The following is a 20,217-nucleotide window of genomic DNA, read 5'->3' on the forward strand; positions in this document are numbered from 1 at the left end:
GATATTGATACTGTATACTTCTCAGATTATTGTTTGGGCTTATCGTAATTATCCAATATTTCTTTTATTTCGTTGTCATTCAAAAGTGTTAGTTTTGCTTGACTTATTGCTTCATCAGCCGACATCATTGAACGAATTAAAATCAATTTATAGACCTCTTTTTTTTTGTCATGGTCAAGTTTGGATGGTCTTGTCGAAACAAAGTTCTCATAGGTACTTGCCATATTCAACCAAATCTCTATCTCATTGTCGGGGTTTAAGTCTCTTTTGAAATTTGATATCGTTTCTTCCAGCGTACTTGGGTTTACTTCTGAAAACGTAGTGAAAATTTTCTTGATTTTTGTCATTTGCTCAACACTCAATGTATCGTGGACTTCGGGACCAATTACTAAGCTGTCGATATTTGCCATCTGAGTTTCTGATTTTTCGCTTGAATGGCATGAAAACGTTGTAAGACAGATAATTATCACAAAAATTAAAAGGAAAGGATTTTTGGAGAAAGAAGGTGTTATCATACTTATTTGGTGTTTTATTTTTAATGTTGTTTGTGTATTTATAAAGCTATAGGGAATACAAAATAAATTTCTTCACAACCTACTACTTTCCGAAATAATCCCCAAACCAAATCTTAATTTATTTTACAAAATTTATTATGCGTATTTTATCTTATGATAAAACAGTAGTGGTAACACTTGCGGTTAGCGTTTCCAACCTTATTGAAGCATTATTTATATCTAAACTATTTTTTTACATTTAGCAAGTCTTTTATTAACATCACTTGATGGAAAAAGGCGTAATGCTTACTAAATTGCTACAAAACTTCATTACATACACAACATCCATCATGAGATTAATTATTACCATCCTCTTTGCATTCTTTACCATTCAGGCATTCTCTCAAGCTGACAAAACTAATAATGCTAAACCGTTTATATTAGGCGTGATTGATGAGGTTTATTCAAAGGAGTTAGCAGAGAAAAGGATTTTAAATATTTACCTACCAGAAGGTTATAGCAAGAATGACACAATTACCTATCCCGTTACTTACCTGCTAGATGGCTCGGCTGATGAAGATTTTATTCATGTAGCTGGAATATTTCAGTTCAATAATTTTGAATGGGTAAACCGTGTGCCTAAATCTATAGTAGTGGGCATCGCCACGGTTGATAGGAGGAGGGATTTTACGTTTCCTACTACCATTGAAGCAGATAAAAAGAAAAATCCAACTTCTGGGCACTCCGATAAATTTATAGCATTCATTGAAAAAGAGCTACAAACCTTTATTCAAAAAAAATACAAGACCAATAACAATAAAACCATTATTGGACAATCGTTAGGGGGATTATTGGCGACTGAAATTTTGCTAAAACAGCCAACGCTTTTTAATAAGTATATTATCGTGAGTCCGAGTATTTGGTGGGATAATGGTTCGTTACTTACTGTGCCGTCCGCATTGTTGCAACCTACTTTTTTGCAGAAAACCGAAGTTTATATTGGTGTAGGCAAAGAGGGACTTACACCCACAGTACCACCACGTGTCATGGAAGTAGATGCAAATTTATTAGCCGAGAAAATTAAAAGCACACAAAGTAAAACAGTAAAGGTGTATCTAGACTATCTACCGCTAGAAAACCATGCTACGATTGGGCATCAGGCAATGGTGAATGCCTTACAGTGGATTCATGGTGAAAATAAGAGATAACGAAATGATATTTTCTATTAGCAGGTGACTTAAGTCCTATTGATTACCCACATCTTTTAAAAAAGTTAAAATGAGGATGTGGTTATTGATAAAATTAGCTTAAATGTACATAAATAGTCTTTAAACCAAGCGTTGAAGCCCTCATCTCTAGCGAGGGACTTAAGTCCCTCGCTAGAGATGAGATATTGATTATTAGTTATTTATATACTTGTGGGTAATCAGTAGGACTTAAGTCACCCGCTAATAGAAAATATCTTCCCCTGCATGATGTAGTGTTTTCACTACGTCACAGTGTCGGGTAATGTTACATTGCCTATTCAAATAAACTTTTGTCTCAAGCCGTTGTCTTTTAAGAAGACCTGACTCCCCGAAGTATTGAAAAACAGAACGCCGAGCGTGGGATGCCCTAAAAGTAGAAATTCAACGAATATCAATATTTTTTAAAAATGATAAAAAAAATGATCAAAAAAATCGTATTACCATTGGCATTAGTGATGTTTATAACAAGTGAAGTAGATGCTCAAACTAATATCAATCAAAAGGACAAGAATGGTAAAAAAACAGGTCTTTGGATTGAGAATGGTATGTATGGTTTAGAAGAAGCCTATTATCAAGATGGGAAATATAATGGTTTTTATAGGTCATATTCAAAGGTTAATAAATCACGTCTCAGCTCATTTGGTAGTTATTTGAATGGAAAAATGAGTGGTGATTGGTACTTTATTGATGATAAAAGCCATGTCTATATGTCTTGTGAAGATATTAAACCCAACAAAGACTTATTTGTCAATGGCGAAGATAATAAGAAAGTGATGCCTTCGAGTAAGGCTTATGTTCGTGTCTATCATGATAATGGTAAAGTTGAACAAGAAGGTTTAGCTATATTTGATTCAGTAGAAATTGAATTTTATGGAATAGGAAAGTGGGTTTTTAGAGATGAAAATGGAAAAGTAATAGAAACAAAGAATTTCTATAAGCCTACTTTGATGGACTGATTATCCGCACCTCGCTTGGCGTAGTGTTTTCACTACGTCACAGTGTCAGGCAATGTAACATTGCCTCCTCAAATAAACTTTTGTCTTACGCCGTTGTCTTTTAAGAAGACCTGACTCCCCGACGTATTGAAAAACAGAACGCAGAACTGAAGAGTTGTAAATGTATAAAACAAAGTACTATAAACCTTTAAATCTAACTTATCATGAAAAAAAAACTAACAGCTATTTATAGCTTTTTACTGCTACTCTTTTATAATCACCTAATTGGACAAAATATAGATAAATACAAAGATAAAGTAGATAATTTGTCTTTTACTTATTACGCATTGCAACCGCAATCAAAAGTTGTAGGAGTTCTTGTATTACTTCCTGGGTCTGGAGAAAACCCCAAAAGCATTTTTGAAAAGACAAGTCTTGCCCAAATTATGGCGAACAATGGATATTTAATATTAGCACCTGAACTTCACAATTCATTATTTGCAGACCTAAGCACCATTAAAGAACTAGACAAAATATGCAAAACTCAGTGCGATAAATATAAGGTATCAAGCCTTATGATAGGGGGCTTTTCATCGGGAGGTGCTGTTGCTGTTGGATATGCTGAACATCTATTAAAATCGGATACGTCAAACATATTAAAAGGTGTTTTCACAATTGACCCACCTCTTGATTTAACTCGGTTGTATGCCTCTGCACTAAGAAAAATAAATTATCAATGTAAGGGTTTAATCATGAAAGAAGGATACGCCATTAAAGGGATATTAGAAAATTCTTTAGGGGGCTCGCCTGATTCCAAACCTGAACAATATTTAATTCACTCTTCTTATACTGCAAACGATAGTGAAGGAGGAAATGCAAAATATTTAAAAAGTATTCCAATAAGATTATACACCGAACCTGATTTAGACTTTGTCAGAAAAACTTATTGTACGGACTTACAGGTTGATGACATTAATGCTTATGATTTAGAAAGCTTGTATAAATTTCTGTTGAAAATTGGCAATAAAAATGTAGAATATATCACTACGCGAGGAAAGGGTTTTCATAGTTGGAACATCGTTGATGCTCCTGATTGTGCTAATTGGATGATGAGTATAAGTAAATAGGCAATGTTACATTGCCTCCTCAAATAAACTTTTGTCTTTCGTCGTTGCCTGCTAAGAATGCCTGACACCCCGACGTAGTGAAAAACACTACGCCGAGCAGAGATAACAAAATGATATTTTCTATTAGCGGGTGACTCAAGTCCTATTGATTACCCACATCTTTTAAAAAAGTTAAAATGAGGATGTGTTTATTGATAAAATTAGCTTAAATGTACATAAATAGTCTTTAAACCAAGCGTTGAAGCCCTCATCTCTAGCGAGGGACTTAAGTCCCTCGCTAGAGATAAGATATTGATTATTAGTTATTTATATACTTGTGGGTAATCAGTAGGACTCAAGTCACCCGCTAATAGAAAATATTTAGCCTTTATTGGTGTTTTTTCCCAACAACAAAGGCTAAAAATCCTCAAATCCTAAAGTCCACCAATCCTAAAGTCCCCAATATCCTATCAATTCTTCACCCTATTCTGTTCGCTTTCGGCACCGTTGGCATTGTGCTTACGCAAATTTGAAATGGCTTTGCCAAAACGATAATTAAACGACAATACAACCGTTCGGGTATCACTCAAATTCAAGTAATTGGCTTTGGTATTGGCTAAATTATTAATTTCTCCCGCATTTCTAAAGTTATAGAATAAGTCGTTGCCTACTAAACTCAACGTGGCAGACGGCGAAAGTTTTTTGGTAACAGCCATGTTTACTCTCCCTCGTGCCGAAGCGATAAACTGTGCATTGGTTACCTTACTTTGGTAGCCACCGTCTAGCTGGGCTGTCCAGCCTTTTTGGAGTTTAAATTGGAAAATAGGACGGATAAAATAGAACGTCCCCTGTGTATTGAGCGTCCCTGTGTAAAATGTACTATTAGTATGAATATTGGTAGCACGCATAAATAAATGGAAATTAAACCATTTGGTTATATCAAAGCTAGCATCAATACTAATACCTTTGGAAGTAACAGTGCCTAAATTCCCCGGTCGACTGTAATAAATACCGTTGACAATTTCGATGGTCTCGTTTACATCGTCTTTGGTTTTATTGTAGCTTAAGGTAGTAGTGATGTTTTTCCAAGTATGGGTTAGTTCTAAGTTATCGGTATAAGATGGTCTTAAAAACGGGTTACCAGTATAATAAGTAAACTTATCTAAGGGCGACAAAAATGGGTTAAGGTCTTCATAGTATGGTCGGTCTATACGTCGACCATAATCAAATCCAATTGTCTGATTGCCTGCTGTATCCAGCTTGTATTGTAGGTAAAAAGTAGGAAAGAGTCCGTTATAATTACGTTTAAAAGTAGAATCAGGCTTTTGAATATTGCCCAGTTGATGTCCGTTTGAAATCGTATTCTCAAAACGTAACCCCAATTGCACAGCAAAGCGTTTCCAATCTTTACTAGCGTTTAGATACCCTGCATTAATCTGTTCTTTGTAGATAAAATGGTTCGTTTTGTTATAATCTGGCGTTGTTACGTTGTCAACCGTATAAAAGTAATCGGCGATATTATCTGTTTCCGTAAAGCTCGATTTTAATCCTGTTTCTAACTTTACACCATTGCTCAATGGGTGACTATAGTCTGTTTTGGCCGACCAGATATTGATATTAGAGGGCAAGTTACCCGTCAATAAATCGTGACTGCTTACGCTATTATCAAGCAAGTAACCCGTATTATCAAACGACTGCTTACTACGGGTCTGATAGCGGAGGTAGTCTAGGTCAGCCGTTAATTCTCTGCCTTTATCATTGTATTGATGACGATAATTAAAGTTGATACCCCCATTTTTGAAGTTTCTATTTTCTTTATTCACTGCCACAATCGTAGAATCTAGGATACCCGAAACATTGAACAAACGGCTTTTATTTAAGGTATTAACATCACCTACGTTACTTAGTCCGTTAACCACCATCCCGAAAATGTCTTTTTTGCCCAGATAATAGTCAAACCCAAGCTTTACGTTATTGCTCGTAGAGATTCGGCGAATAAATGAATTTTGAAGGAAATCGGAAGTAGGGTTGCCAGCCTCATCAAAGAAATGACGATTAATATCCAAATCACTAAAGCCATTGGCAACATTAAAACTAACATTGCCAAATATATTAATGTTGTTGTTGCGATACGTAAAATTAACTCCATTGTTGGTTTTACTATATTTCCCTTGAATATAACTAACGTTGATACCTCCGTTAAAACCTTTAGCCTTGTTACGTTTTAGGCGGATATTAATTACGCCACCATTCCCTGCGGCATCGTATTTGGCAGGAGGGTTGCTCATAAGTTCTATTTGGTCGACGGTAGCAGACGACAGCGACCGCAGATAATTTTCTAAATCAGCCCCCGACAAATACGTAGGTTTGTCATCAATAAAAATCTTTACACCGCCTTTCCCTTTCAGACTAATTACACCGTTTTGTTCTACTGTCACCCCTGGTGATTTCTCCAACACATCCAGTGCCGTAGAGCCAGCATTGCTAATTAGTGCATCAACGTTTATTACGGTGCGGTCAATTTTTTGTTCTACAAATTGCTTTTTAGTAGTAACCACTACTTCATTCAATTCTTTGCTAACAGGTTGCAACACAATCGTCACCACGGCATCGGGCTTCAATAATTCACTTTTGTATGAAGCAAAACCAATCATGGTAATATTAATGCGGTAATTGCCTTGCTTTAGTTTATCAAACAAAAAGCGTCCCTCTGCATCAGCGAGTGCGGTTTTTACCAAGATAGAATCTTGCATTAAATATACACTCGCACCTTCAAGGGGTTTTTGAGTGGCATCGCTTATTTTCCCGCTTATCGTTTGTGCTTTTAGCGAAATAGAGGCAATAAAAAGGCAGGCGACTAAAAAAGTCACGAATTTTAATTTCATAAGATTTAGTGTTAAAAATTATTAGTTTGTGTAAAAGAGATAAAAAAGCTTGTCACAGCATTATAGCACTTTTTAAGCGCGAGCTCTTTCTATTAGCTATTAGCGGGTGACTTAAGTCCTATTGATTACCCACATATCCATAAGTAATTGATAGTCATATTTTTATCACTAGCGAGGGACTTAAGTCCCTCGCTAGTGATAAAAATTCACGTAGTTAGGCTATGACAAGAGACGACCAAAGCTCGGTTTGAAGGACGATTTAAGCCCATTTGAACCCATTTTATCAATAATCACATCCTTATTTTAACTTTTTAAAAGATGTGGCTAATCAATAGGACTTAAGTCACCCGCTAATAGAAAATGATGGTATCATGTTTACTTAAAAAAGGTTAACAAAGTAAGCGCTTAAAACTTCACTCTCTTTAAATCACCCACACATTATGATGATTATTTTGATTCCAAACGATTAAAACATTGCTAGTTGTGGTAGTAGTAACATAATTGCTATAGAGCGTCCAAGTACCTTTTTTACCTTCAGTTTGGGGTGGTACAAACTTGTCTTTATAGCGTTTGAAAATCTCTTCTGGCTGACGAACCCCATTGACAATCAGCTCGGTATCACTGAGTTTAAAAGATGTGTTTTTGTCATCTGCATTGATTAATTTATCTTTAATCAAATCATCCGTTACCGCGGCACCAATATCAGACTTCTTGTTATCATATTGGGTAGTATATGGCTTATATTCAGCCTTATATGGTTTGTAAGTCCCTAGCTTATTATTCAACGGAGCAAGTGTCTGCTGATTAGCAGACAAAGGTTTTAAAGATACCATCTTGCTTTGCTTTATCGAGTCTGCTAAAGCCATTCGCTTGTGTTTACTCAAGGTAGTTTCAGATAACTTTTTTACCTCTTTTGGCGCTACCGTTGTGATATATACTTTCCGCTTTGCTTGAGGAACAACTGGCTTTGATGAGGTAGTAGTTTGTTCAGTAGTAGTTGTTACTGCCTGACTGAATGCTACTTTTGTTTCTACAGCCAAATGTGCTATTTCTTTAGCGTTGGTAAAGGCAGCTGTTAATAACCCCGTAGTTAATAATGCGATGAATAGGATTGACTTTTCTCTGAAATTAAGCGATTGATTATTCCCAGATGCCATGCGTTTTACCCGGTCCATTAACTGACTACGTTTTCCGGGGAAAGCCATTGCATAGGCTGGCGCTTCTAATTGATATTCTTGGCAAGATACCAAGGCACGTATATAATCTACCTTACTGCTCGTTTGTGCCAAGGCAATATCATCACAACAATTCTCTCTTTCTGCTCGAATCGCCGAGGATAACCACAGCACCGCAGGATTGAAAAAAAAGAAAATCTCTAGTAAGTTCTGTAACAAATTAACAAGGTAATCTCTACGCCTAATATGTGCCAGTTCATGCACCAATATTGCTTCTATTTCGGCAGGGGTTAAACTAGCCATCAAACCAACAGGCACTAGGATAAGGGGCTTTAGGTGACCAATTACCATCGGTACTTTGGTTAAGCTAGATTCAGCAATGCCCACCATTTGATTGATGCCTAAGTAATTGGCTAAGGTAGCTACACGTTTTGCCCAAACTTCATCAACAGCAAAAAGGTTATTTCGACGTAAATGGTAAAGCTCATGTAATCCACTCGCTAGTTGAAGGCAACGCATCAGTACAATCAGAAACCAAATAAGCACTATCGTTTGTGTATGCGACCCAATGTAAAACTGAATCGTTTGGAATACATCACTGCCAGTGGTCGATTGTTGAGTACTTGTATCGATTCCTTGTGTGAGAGGCACTGCCAATTGCTTGAGTGTATGACTAAGGGTATTACTGCCCAATTCATAACAAAAAGTAATAAGAACAACAGATACAAACAATAACATATTGGCTACTAGTAGGTTATAACGAACAGTGGCGCTATGTTTACGCGTAAACACGATGATAAGTCCTGTAAAAGTTGCTAGTATTACCCCTTCCCAAAGCGAGTTTATCAGCGTATTCCCTAAAGCGACAGTGAAATTTTCCATGTTACTCCTCTAGTTTTTTGATGATGTCTTTAATCTCCTGTAGCTCTTGTTGCGAATTCTTTTTGTTACCAAGTAGCTGTAAAACCAGTTTACTTGCTGAACCTTTGTACATCGAATCCACAAATTTTTCTAGTAAGTACGATTTGGTTTTTTGTTCCTCTTCGGCCACTCGGTAAATATGTTTCATCTGACTTTCATCTCTGATAAGCATTCCCTTTTCCGCCATCAGTTGCATAAACTTTAGGGTTGTCGCATAGTTTACGTCTTTCTGTTTTACCAGTTCATCGTTTACTGCCCGTACAGTAGCAGGACCAATTTCCCAGAGTACTTGCAGTATTTCTAGTTCAGATTTGGTAGGCTCTACCAGCTTATGTTCTTCTTTTTTATTCATGACAAAACAAAGGTAGAAAATTTTTCCTACCGTGCAAATAAAAGGTAGGATTTTTTTTCTACCTTTTGCTTGGAGAGGTTTAATTTTACGTTAATAATGACTGATATATTTATTTCTAGCGAGGGACTTAAGTCCCTCGCTAGAAATAAATATATATAAGCTATTGATAGTCAAATTGGAAGGCTTTAAAATAAAGTAAAATTAGCTATTACTGAGCAATTAAATCTTTAATCTCCAAACCCATTTTCCTAATCCGTTCAATTGAAAGAACAGCATTATTTCTTTTATCTGCCGTTATTGTTATCTCACCCGCAGATGTCTCTAACTGAAAAGTAGTTTTGTCTTTTAACACAATCTCTTCATCAAAATTTTGACTAATATTAAAACCACCCTCTGAAGCAAGGTAGTTATTTAAATAACTGGTTATTCTTGGCATTTTCGTTGGGTTGAAACTTGCACCAAAAGAATAAGTCTTTTTTGTTTCTTTTACATAGATTTCGGTTTTGCCTTCACTTTTTTTAGTCAGGAAATACAGCAACCCAATGCTTAACGATAACAGCGTAATCGTTAAGATGATATTATTTTTTGTCATCTTTTTAAAGGTTAATATGATAAAGAGGATAGCATTGTCAATGCCTATTTTTAGGACTGATAAATTTCTACCTTTATTTCTAGCGAGGGACTTAAGTCCCTCGCTAGGGATGAAAACTTTAAAACCTGTGGGTTTTGCGTATTAAAATATTGATTGTCAGTATTTTAATCAAAACTCACAATTCACAACTCCTACCTCGACAGATACTTGCTTAAGAAGAAATAACCTAAAAAGCCAATGGCCAAACTAAAGGCGATGATTGCTGCCGCAAAAATGCCACTCAATTGAGTGAAGCCAATGATGACAAGTGCGATAGCAATACCCGTAAGTACACTAAACCATTTTAAGGTGCTATTTTTGTCGTCTACTTTAGTAGGTAATAGCTGGGCTACCACGCCTTCGGAAGTTCCAGTTTCGACAATCTTTTTTTTCAGACGTTCGTCCAGAAACAGTTTGATGATATTCAAAATAAAATTAGTGACGAGGTAGCATAATAACAAGATGACCACACTACGAAACATTTCCTCAAAAGTAGTCTTGTTGGTTAGTGGGTCAAATTCACTTTGAGCATTGGTTGATAGCGCAGAGGCAGTCAATAAGGCCGATATTAATATTTTTTTCATGTCTTTTTTTATTGTTTATACCACATTAGACCGACCAGCCAGATTAAAGTTGCAATGTTTTTTGAAATAATAAAGCTTGCATTCTTTTTTGATGTTCTTTCAGCATCTCCATGCACTGAAACGCTAAAATCACGATTACACCTGTACCAGCAATGGATAACATAATGCTTGGCATCATTTTCATAACAGATTGTATGGCTGTCCAAAAAAGGCAAATACTCGCCACTATGATAGCGACTGATAAGAAGGAGATAAGCAAAGTAGCCCACGGAAAAGCTTTTTTGGGTACCGCTACAGGCAATTGTGCTAATACCAATCCCGACAAATCGAAGTCAAAAGTAGGGTGGAGAACATCGCCAATACCCTTAAATAAAAGTTCGTAATTGGTAGCTTTAGTACGGCAACTAGCACAGCCTTGGATATGCGCTATCTGTTCTTTACTGATGGCTTGTGGTTCAGCTACATAAAGCTGAATCTCGTTTTCGCTGAGATGTGCTGTTATCATAACTCGTTCCTTTTATATTTTGATAAAATACTTTCTTTTAATGTTTTCCTAGCCCTGAAGATATAGTTTTTTACAGTACCTTCAGGCAATGATGTAATCTCCGCAATTTCGATATAACTCAATTCTTCTTGATGATATAAGGATATTAATGTTTTGTAAAGCGGTGGGAGAAGGTCAATCTCAGCGTTTAAAATATTGGCTAGTTCTTTCCCCAACATTACTTCTTCCATATCATTATGCGATTCACTTTTTAGTTGATTTTCAAGAGTATCATCTTCTTGCCCAAAATTTTCTAGTAAGACCAGCTTCTTTTTTTCAATGTAGTGTAGGCAGGTATTATAAGTAATCTGACCAATCCACGTAGATAGTTTGGATTTGAATTGGAAGTCAGACAGGTTTTTAAAGACTTTTAGGTAAACATCCTGTGCAATATCCTTACGGTCGCCCGGATTGTTAATCATCTTAAAAGTCATTTGCGAAACCAGTCTTTCCGTCTGTCGGATAATCAAGCCAAACGCATGGCGGTCACCGTTTAGTACGGCAGATACCAAGCGGTGATCATCTAGATTATTTTTGTTTGCATGACTCATTATTGATTAGACCGCCCAGTGCATTTAAAGTTGCAACAATTTTAATCAAAATGATAAATATTTGAATATGCAGTCGCTCGTATCCTACGAGTGACGACTATTATCAGCCCTCTGAGCTAGGTTGGCAATAACTCAATTATTATCGATATTTAAAAGCCTATCTCTGTTTCGTGTAATATAATATTACGTTAAGTATGCATAGTGTTAGTGTTTTATAAAATTTTTGCTTGCATATTCTACATATATGTAGTAATTTTTATCGTAAATCTTGCGTTGTGATAGATAGTTAACGTTATTAGATATTATTATACATAATACACTTAGATTCTTTAAAATTGAGCTTATATTATGATTAGTAAACAAGATTTGATTAACCTTTATACAGAGCGAATTGAGGATGCACAAGTACTGTATGATGGTGGCAGATTTAATGGTTCTTATTATTTATGTGGTTATGCAGTAGAAATTGCATTGAAACATAGTATATGTAATGTCTTGAATTGGTCTGGTTTCCCTAATACGGGAAAAGAATTTGAGTCTAAGAAAAGCTTAAAAACCCATTCACTGGATGATTTGCTAGCGTTTACTGGAAAGGAAATCTTAATTAAAAGTAGTCACATGGCAGATTGGTCTACTGTTAATAACTGGAATCCAGAAAGTCGTTATAACAACACTATTATTGATGCTAAAACAGCACAAGGGATGATTGATAGTACAAAAAGATTAATACAAATGTTATGAAGAATCTTATTGAAAAGTTTTCAAAAATTGAACAGGAAATCTCTAAAGAAAAAGGAGACTTTGAATTCTTTGCTTTATTCCTAAGAGAGGATGCAATAGATAAATGGGATATAGTGGTAGCGGCTAATTGGATTAAGAACAACAAGTGGGAAGTTATGCAATATGTGGCAGGATACGTACAGAGAAGTTTAGATGTAACAGAGATAGTGAATATTTCGAAAATTGTAATTATTGATGAAGATAATCCTGAACTTCCTATGATTCAGAACACATTTCATATTGAGCATGGTGCTATAGAAATAAAAGATTATACGTTTTTTGGATTATCTATCAAGCAAGCTTTTATCATAACCTCTGCAAGTCAAAAGCAATTAGCGTAATATTATTAGAACTCATGCAGTCACTCGTATCTTACGAGTGACGACTATTATCAGCCCTCTGGGCTAGGAGACGCATTATGTTAATTTCTATTAGGGTGTGACTTAAGTCACACCCTAATAGAAATTTTAATTATTTTATATGTTTCCAAAATTTCACATTACATATTTAGGCTAGAAGCCTATAAATAGCCTTCACTCGTAAAATACGAGCGACTGCCTGAGAGGTAAAATATAAAATCACTCAATCACTAACTCGCTAATTAACTAATTAAAAAAATAGCCTCAGATTGCTCCGAGGCTATTTGTGTATTATATTATCAACGAAGCGGTTACGCTAAAAAATTACCGCTAGTAATTTCTGCTAAACCATCCGTCGGGCGATTGTATAGGTATGAATAAGATTCATAATCTTTACCATCAATACTTACTGTAATCGATTTTCTTACAAATACACTTTCAGCGATGTTTTCTGGATAAAACTCTTCGTATTCATCCAAGATTCTGATTAATCTTATCGAATTCGATAGTTTGTATAATTCACCCACTACTTTGCTACTTTCATCTTCAGATGGGACAATACCCGGATACTCGCCGATATTATACATTTTTCCTTGATAGGTAGCCATGCCGATAAATTCAGAATTACGCGTGATTAGCTTGTGCAATTCATTACCGAAGTCTTTTCTAAGGGTTCCATATACAAACAAGAATTCCTCTTTGTCAGGTTCAGGTAGCGTAGCTTCTTCAACTGCCAATACTAAATCCTCTTGTTCTACTACGGTTCCTTCGTTCAATACTACTTTTGAAACAATACCTTCAAATGGAGACGAAACGATAGATTCCATTTTCATGGCCTCGATAACATACAACGGAGCATTTTTCTTCACTTCGTCGCCTGGTTTTACCAATATTCTGCTCAAACGTCCTTGTAATGGTGCACCGATGTCTCCCTTGCTAGTAGCCTTGATGTGTTGCGGACGTTCAATCTTGATATTTTTATCTAATACTTTAATTCTACGAGCTTGTCCGTTCAATTCAAAAGTAACAGCACGAAGGCCAGATTCATCTGGTTCAGATTGGTACAAGTATTTTACAATGATGGTTTTCCCTTCATCGATGTTAATCAAAATCTCTTCGTCAGGTTTTAAACCATACAAGAATGCAGGCGTTGGGATCAACGATACTTCACCATAAATTTGCTGTGCTTTATAGTAGTCTTCATATACTTTCGGATACATTTTGTATGAAAGATAATCCAATTCTATTTGCTCGCTTTCAGGGAATTTAGCCTTGAAATCTTCCATATCCTTACCGAAGTCGATAGGAGGGATGGTATCATTCGGACGAGAAGTCAATGGTACTTCGCCTTTTAAGATAATCTCCTGTAATTGTTTCGGGAAGCCTAAATAAGGCTGACCTAACCCACCTTTGAAGAAATCTTTGACAGACTCAGGGAAAGAAAGCGTTGCACCTTTAGCATATACGTCCTCAGCAGTTAACGAATTGGCTGTCATAAAGATAGCCATGTCGCCCACTACTTTTGATGAAGGCGTTACTTTTACAATATCACCAAACAATTTGTTGGCTTCAATGTAATTGCTCTTCATCAATTCAAACTTATCGCCTACGCCCAACGCAATGGCTTGACCACGCAAGTTGGTATATTGTCCACCAGGAATTTCATTATCATAAACCTCCGCAGTACCTGCTTTTAGTTCAGATTCAAACGGATAGTATAGCTGACGAATATCTTCCCAATAATTAGAATATTGGTTCAATAAAGGCAAATTGATTGGGCATTCACGCTCGTTGCCCTGCATCATCGCCACGATAGAGTTGAAGTTCGGCTGTGCCGTTAAGCCCGACATTGAACCTAAAGAACAGTCAACAATATCAACACCCGCTTCAATAGCTTTTAGGTAAGTAGCCGCCTGAATTGATGCAGTATCGTGTGTGTGTAAATGTACAGGAATCGAAAGGGCTTTCTTTAGTTCCGTTACCAATAGCTGTGCTTGGTATGGTCTTAACAAACCAGCCATGTCTTTAATCGCCAAGATATGCGCACCTTCGTCTTCTAACTGACGAGCCATATCTAGGTAATACTGTAAAGAATATTTTTCATTGGTAAATACATCGCCCGTATAACAGATAGATGCTTCGGCAATGGCATTAGTACGCTCGCGAACGGCTTTGATAGATACCTTCATGGCCTCTACCCAGTTCAGTGAGTCGAAAATACGGAAGACATCAATACCTGTAGCAGCAGATTTTTCTACGAATTTCTCAATCAAGTTATCTGGATAAGCAGAATATCCTACGGCATTTGATCCACGGAAAAGCATTTGCAACAACATATTCGGCATAGCTTCGCGGAATGCCTCAAGACGTTTCCAAGGAGATTCGTTCAAGAAACGCATCGCTACATCGAAAGTAGCTCCACCCCAAACTTCCATTGAAAACAATTGAGGGAAGTTTTTAGCATAGCTTTCTGCCACCGCTACCATATCTTTGGTACGTACACGGGTCGCTAATAACGATTGGTGACCGTCTCTGAAAGTAGTATCGGTATATAAAATCTGTTTTTGTTCTTTGATATACTGGCTGAATTTGTCAGCACCCATCGAATCCAACAATTGTTTGTTGCCTGCTGGGTATTCAGAGAAAGGATTGAACGCAGGGACAACTGGCGTACGGAAAGTACGTTCGTTTTTAACCTTCACATCTGGATTACCATTTACTACTACATCACCAAGGTAACGCAATACCTTAGTAGAGCGGTCTCTCGAAGTCTTAAAATCAAATAATTCAGGATGCGAGTCGATAAACTGTACTACGCATTTTCCTTTTTGGAAAACAGGGTGCGTAATTACGTTTTTAAGGAATGGGATATTGGTCTTTACCCCACGGATACGGAACTCAGTCAAAGCACGAGAAAGACGTTCTGACGCTCCTTTTAGGGTTCTACCACGGGCAGATACTTTCACCAACATCGAGTCGAAGTAAGGCGAAATTTTTACCCCTGGATACGACGACCCTTCATCCAAACGAATACCAAAACCTGCCGCATTACGGTAAGCGATAATCGTCCCGAAGTCTGGTTTGAAACCATTAGCTGGGTCTTCCGTAGTGATACGACATTGAATAGCATAACCGTTCAGTGGAATATCTTCTTGTTTCAAGATAAAGATATTGCTATCTGAAAGCTTATAGTTTTGAGCAATCAAGATTTGCGTTCTTACAATATCAATTCCTGTTACTTCTTCTGTAATAGTATGCTCTACCTGAATACGTGGGTTCACTTCGATAAAGAAGATGTTTTCGTCTTTATCCACCAAGAATTCTACAGTACCAGCATTATAATAATTTACGGCTTTACCGATAGATAAAGCATATTGGTATAATTTCTGACGGGTCTCTTCTTTCAAACCAAAAGAAGGGGCTACTTCAACTACCTTTTGGAAACGACGTTGAACCGAACAATCGCGTTCGTAAAGGTGAACAAGGTTTCCGTGTTGGTCGCCCAACAACTGCACCTCAATGTGTTTTGGTTGGTCGATAAATTTTTCGATAAAGATAGTATCGTCGCCAAATGCATTTTTTGCTTCGTTTTTCGCTTCGCTGAATGCTTTTTCTAAAGATTCTTCTTCACGTACTACACGCATTCCTCGTCCGCCACCCCCAGCAGCTGCTTTTACCATTACTGGAAACCCAATTTTACGAGCTTCAGCAAGGGCGATATCATAATTGATTAAGTCTTCCTTCGAATCTTCAATCATCGGCACCTGTGCTTTCTTTGCAGCCACTTTAGCGGCTACTTTATCGCCAAGGGCATCCATGGCTTCTGGCGACGGCCCAATAAATTTGATACCTTCTTCACGGCAACGACGTGCCAGCGTAACGTTTTCAGAAAGAAAGCCATATCCCGGATGAATTGCGTCTACATTCTTTTCCTTACAAAGCTGAATGATTCCCTCAATATCCAAATAAGGCTTTAATGGTTCGTCATCTTTCCCGATTTGATAAGCCTCGTCGGCTTTGTATCGGTGAAGAGAATAACGGTCTTCGAACGTATAAACGGCAACGGTGCGAATACCTAGTTCAGAGGCAGCACGCATAATACGGATAGCTATCTCACCACGATTGGCTACCAAGAGACTGTTGATTTTTTGGACGTAAGGCTGAGCCATATTTCAGAGATTGGTTGTCGGTTACTGGTAATTGCTTAATTGAATCGTCAATGTCTCATAGAAATCATAACTTATTGATAATTATTAAGAAATTATAATCTACGAAACAAAAACATATTAAATCATACAAAAATCAAAAATAAATTGGGTATTTTCTTACATATGCACAAGAAAATTTGGCGTATATTAGAAAGTTACAATTTTGTTGCGTTTAGGTACTATTTTAAAAAAGACTCACCTATAATATTCTTTTAAAATAAATATGATAAAAGTCATTTTTTAATAAAATAGCCGTCATTTACTACATTTTGAAGTACAGATACCTTTATAAGAAAATTGTAGTAAGCCCTTAAAAAGTAGCTATGGTTCTTGAACACTTTTTAAATATACAATAATTTTTAGTTGATGAAATCAGATACCGCCAAAAAAAGGATTCAGTTTGTTGACACGCTTAGGGGGTTTGCCTTGTTGGGAATGGTACTCACGCATACTCGTACTTGGTTTGTACTGAGTATTATTCCAGAAGCAGTTATGCAAAAATACAACCACAACACCGCCAGTATGTTCGTTGGGATGTTTAATAGTTTTTTTATTGTCGGAAAATTCTATACTATCTTCTCGTTTTTGTTTGGAGTAAGTTTTGGGATTCAGTTATCAGAGAAAGTGGTAGCTGATAATAAATTTATACCAATGTTTGTTTGGCGACTAGTGGTATTATTTATCATTGGTTTTATTCATCATATTCATTGGAGTGGCGATGTACTGGGCGTTTATGCCTTTCTGGGTTTGTTCTTGATTTTGTTCCGTAAAGCCAGTAACAAGTATTTAATCATAGTTGGGTTATTTTTAACCCTAATTTTACCAAGCTTTATTCATGAGCTTGCCCCTTTGTTTGAAGATGAAACAAACAGCATAATGGGCAACAATACGATGCTTGGTAATGTACATATCAATGATGATTATCTAAAGAGCTTTGAAACCTTGAAGCATGGAAACTATACTGAAATAATCTTACAGAATGTAAATGGGCTGAAAAGTAAACTAGACTATCAATGGAATACCAGTAGGGTATTTGTCACCTTCGGTTTGATGTTGTTTGGCTTTTTAATAGGTAGAGGGGGCTATTTAAAACACCTTTTATCATTTAGACCTTATGCTATCAAGATAATGTTTGGAGCTATATTGATGGTAGGCGTATGTTATTGGATATTGAAAACTATGAATTTTGCCCAAAGCCCTGATCAACGGAATGTTATGATAACGATTGTCCATAATTTTTTGATGTTACTAAAAGCTATCTTAACTACGATTGTCTATATCTCTGCTTTATTTTATCTATTGAATCTAAAACAAATGGAATTTGTAGCGGATTCGTTGGCAATAGTTGGCAAAATGGCGATGACCAATTATCTGATGCAAAGTTTGATAGGCGTTATACTTTTCTATAGTATTGGTTTAGGTTGGGCTGGCGACATTAGCCCAGCGTGGTGCTACTTGATAGCGATTCTTGTTTTTGTTTTCCAAGTAATATACAGCAAATGGTGGTTAAGTAAATACAATTTTGGTCCTATGGAATGGCTTTGGCGTTCGGCAACTTATTTAAAATGGCAACCGCTGAGGGTTTCATCACAAAAAAATATTACTAAATCAGTAGTAACTAGATAATAATATTCACTAATACACCATATGTAGCCTGTAGCTATTTCTGTTTCAGAAAAAGTTGCAGGCTGTTGATTTATGTACGTTTCCAAAACGTATATACAAAAGAGTTAGTTGTGAATATGGTTTTCTGAAAGAAAAAAAGGCTTACCGTGCTGAAAAAAGTGTTAAGTGACATATTTTTAAAAATAGATTTTTGGGTACTCAATAACGATTACACAACTATTAAAAACTTTGTTTAAACTTTGTGTGTGCTTTTAAATTATACTGAATAACTTGCTGTTGGTATTAGGTTAATGCTGTACGACTACCTACATAGTTTTCGGTTTTAATCATTCCTCTGTTTAGGTTTAGACATTCTTCTCAATTCATTTAATAATTGCTCGTTTTAGGATTTAAAACGCTGTATTTCTGTGTGTTTTAACATTCCGAACAGCATAACTATGCCAACTAGATAATGTATGCAGCAATTACGCTATGCTTAATATATTGAATTACAAAATGCTATACTTTTAATATTTGCTAACACACACAACAAAGAGAGAATGAAACAAAGAATTTTATTGATGGATGCCCTCAGAGGATTCGCTCTGTTGGGTATTATCCTTACGCACATTAGTGGCTGGTTTTATGGAGGCACGTTGTCGACGGAAGTTTTAGAAAAATACCAGTCAGATTTTGCTAGTAACATCGTTTTTTATTTCGATACCTTTTTTATTGCTCGTAAATTTTACGCCATTTTCTCCTTCCTTTTTGGGGTAGGCTTTGCCTTACAATTCGTGCATAAAAAAGACTCCGACGTTTACTTTATTCCCAGATTTATGTGGCGTTTGGCTATTTTGCTTTGTATTGGTTTTGTGCATCATATCCATTGGAAAGGAGACATCCTGACGATTTATGCCATACTCGGTTTTTTTATGATTTTGTTCAGAAATGCTACTGACAAAGTTTTATGGATTGCCATTTTGTTTTTTATCTTGAATGTGCCTGTATTATTGAGGGAAATCGTGATATTTAACCGTACACCCGTAAAATCTATGGTTGAATTAAAACAAAAAGTAAAAAGCCATAACTCGGATGACCTCACCCAAAGCTACAATACTTTGAAAAAAGGAACCTATACTGAAGTAATCATTCAGAATTTTAAAAGTCTTAAACTTACCGCTTATTATCAAATATATTCAGGTAGGATATTTATCACATTTGGGTTTTTCTTATTAGGTTTTTGGGTTGGTAAGAAAAAGATTTTCGAGTATTTAAAAGAAAATAAAAGTATGATAAGGAATATCATGTGGGGTTCTATCACCTTCAATTTATTTTTGCTCAGTATCATTGCCATCATAAATGCTCCAGAAGTAGTGTATAAGATGCCTAGTTGGTTTGTTATTGTAGAGAAATTCATGTTTTCGTATCAGGCATTATCTATGACTATTTTTTATATAACGGCATGCTCGTTATGGCTACAAAAAAAATATATGGATATCGTCTTAGTCAACCTATCTGCCATAGGTAAAACGTCTCTTACTAATTATCTACTACAAAGTACCTTTGGCATATTATTATTTTACGGTATAGGCTTTGGCTTGGCAGGTGAATGTAGTCCAGCGTGGTGCTATGTCATTGGTATCGGGATTTTTCTAATACAAATCATCTGTAGCCGACTTTGGCTGAGTAGGTTCAAATACGGCCCCGCCGAATGGCTTTGGCGTTCAGGTACTTATTTTAAGTGGCAGTAGGGTTGTGAATGGTGATTTAGTGAGTTGTGAGTTAGTGATTGAGTGAGTTAGTGATTGAGTGAGTTAGTGAATGGTGATTTAGTGATTAT

The 20,217-nt window shown here is 36.4% G+C and carries 16 protein-coding genes; 7 read left to right on the forward strand and 9 right to left on the reverse strand.

Features of this window, described 5'->3' with window-relative positions; translation table 11 throughout:
- Positions 1–26 precede the first annotated feature (26 nt).
- A complete protein-coding gene (locus tag J2Y60_RS21280; RefSeq protein ID WP_309923496.1) occupies positions 27–410 on the reverse strand; it encodes a hypothetical protein in 384 nt (127 codons plus the stop codon).
- Between the two features lie 434 nt (positions 411–844).
- Between J2Y60_RS21280 and J2Y60_RS21285 the strand changes: the two genes are divergently transcribed.
- The 3 genes from J2Y60_RS21285 to J2Y60_RS21295 all read left to right on the forward strand — a co-directional run bounded on the left by J2Y60_RS21285 (position 845) and on the right by J2Y60_RS21295 (position 3,803).
- Complete coding sequence (locus J2Y60_RS21285) at positions 845–1,702, forward strand: alpha/beta hydrolase-fold protein (protein ID WP_309994743.1); 858 nt, start codon at positions 845–847, stop codon at positions 1,700–1,702.
- Between the two features lie 458 nt (positions 1,703–2,160).
- Positions 2,161–2,697 (forward strand): hypothetical protein, encoded by a 537-nt coding sequence (locus J2Y60_RS21290; RefSeq protein ID WP_309923500.1) that lies wholly within the window; start codon positions 2,161–2,163, stop codon positions 2,695–2,697.
- A 203-nt stretch (positions 2,698–2,900) separates the two neighbouring features.
- Positions 2,901–3,803 (forward strand): hypothetical protein, encoded by a 903-nt coding sequence (locus J2Y60_RS21295; protein WP_309923502.1) that lies wholly within the window; start codon positions 2,901–2,903, stop codon positions 3,801–3,803.
- A 449-nt stretch (positions 3,804–4,252) separates the two neighbouring features.
- Here the strand turns inward: J2Y60_RS21295 and J2Y60_RS21300 are convergent, their stop codons facing one another.
- From J2Y60_RS21300 to J2Y60_RS21330, 7 genes are all read right to left on the reverse strand, one after another.
- Complete coding sequence (locus tag J2Y60_RS21300; protein ID WP_309923504.1) at positions 4,253–6,667, reverse strand: outer membrane beta-barrel family protein; 2,415 nt, start codon at positions 6,665–6,667, stop codon at positions 4,253–4,255.
- Positions 6,668–7,089: 422 nt separating this feature from the next.
- A complete protein-coding gene (locus J2Y60_RS21305; RefSeq protein WP_309923506.1) occupies positions 7,090–8,724 on the reverse strand; it encodes a M56 family metallopeptidase in 1,635 nt (544 codons plus the stop codon).
- A gap of 1 nt (position 8,725) precedes the next feature.
- Positions 8,726–9,115, reverse strand: coding sequence for a BlaI/MecI/CopY family transcriptional regulator (locus tag J2Y60_RS21310; protein WP_309923508.1), 390 nt, complete (start codon positions 9,113–9,115; stop codon positions 8,726–8,728).
- 208 nt (positions 9,116–9,323) lie between these two features.
- Complete coding sequence (locus J2Y60_RS21315) at positions 9,324–9,707, reverse strand: hypothetical protein (protein WP_309923510.1); 384 nt, start codon at positions 9,705–9,707, stop codon at positions 9,324–9,326.
- Positions 9,708–9,898: 191 nt separating this feature from the next.
- A complete protein-coding gene (locus J2Y60_RS21320) occupies positions 9,899–10,330 on the reverse strand; it encodes a hypothetical protein (protein WP_309923512.1) in 432 nt (143 codons plus the stop codon).
- 43 nt (positions 10,331–10,373) lie between these two features.
- The gene (locus J2Y60_RS21325) at positions 10,374–10,835 is read right to left on the reverse strand and encodes a hypothetical protein (protein ID WP_309923514.1); all 462 of its coding nucleotides are present in this window, start codon (positions 10,833–10,835) and stop codon (positions 10,374–10,376) included.
- Positions 10,832–11,425, reverse strand: a complete 594-nt coding sequence (locus J2Y60_RS21330; protein WP_309923516.1) for a sigma-70 family RNA polymerase sigma factor — start codon at positions 11,423–11,425, stop codon at positions 10,832–10,834. The genes J2Y60_RS21325 and J2Y60_RS21330 overlap by 4 nt, the downstream gene beginning before the upstream one ends.
- A 348-nt stretch (positions 11,426–11,773) precedes the next feature.
- Between J2Y60_RS21330 and J2Y60_RS21335 the strand changes: the two genes are divergently transcribed.
- On the forward strand, positions 11,774–12,166 hold the full coding sequence (locus J2Y60_RS21335; protein ID WP_309923518.1) for a hypothetical protein: 393 nt from the start codon (positions 11,774–11,776) through the stop codon (positions 12,164–12,166).
- Positions 12,163–12,546: a hypothetical protein gene (locus J2Y60_RS21340; protein WP_309923520.1), complete on the forward strand. Its 384-nt coding sequence runs from the start codon at positions 12,163–12,165 to the stop codon at positions 12,544–12,546. Before J2Y60_RS21335 ends, J2Y60_RS21340 begins: the two co-directional genes overlap by 4 nt.
- A 329-nt stretch (positions 12,547–12,875) precedes the next feature.
- Here the strand turns inward: J2Y60_RS21340 and J2Y60_RS21345 are convergent, their stop codons facing one another.
- Positions 12,876–16,733, reverse strand: a complete 3,858-nt coding sequence (locus J2Y60_RS21345) for a pyruvate carboxylase (RefSeq protein WP_309923522.1) — start codon at positions 16,731–16,733, stop codon at positions 12,876–12,878.
- A gap of 405 nt (positions 16,734–17,138) precedes the next feature.
- Here J2Y60_RS21345 and J2Y60_RS21350 point away from each other — a divergent pair, with 405 nt between their 5' ends.
- Both J2Y60_RS21350 and J2Y60_RS21355 read left to right on the forward strand, forming a co-directional pair.
- Positions 17,139–18,398: a DUF418 domain-containing protein gene (locus J2Y60_RS21350; protein WP_309923524.1), complete on the forward strand. Its 1,260-nt coding sequence runs from the start codon at positions 17,139–17,141 to the stop codon at positions 18,396–18,398.
- A 539-nt stretch (positions 18,399–18,937) separates the two neighbouring features.
- A complete protein-coding gene (locus J2Y60_RS21355) occupies positions 18,938–20,128 on the forward strand; it encodes a DUF418 domain-containing protein (protein WP_309923526.1) in 1,191 nt (396 codons plus the stop codon).
- Positions 20,129–20,217: the final 89 nt, after the last annotated feature.

It is taken from the genome of Arcicella sp. BE140 (assembly GCF_031456255.1).
GTDB lineage: Bacteria > Bacteroidota > Bacteroidia > Cytophagales > Spirosomataceae > Arcicella > Arcicella aquatica.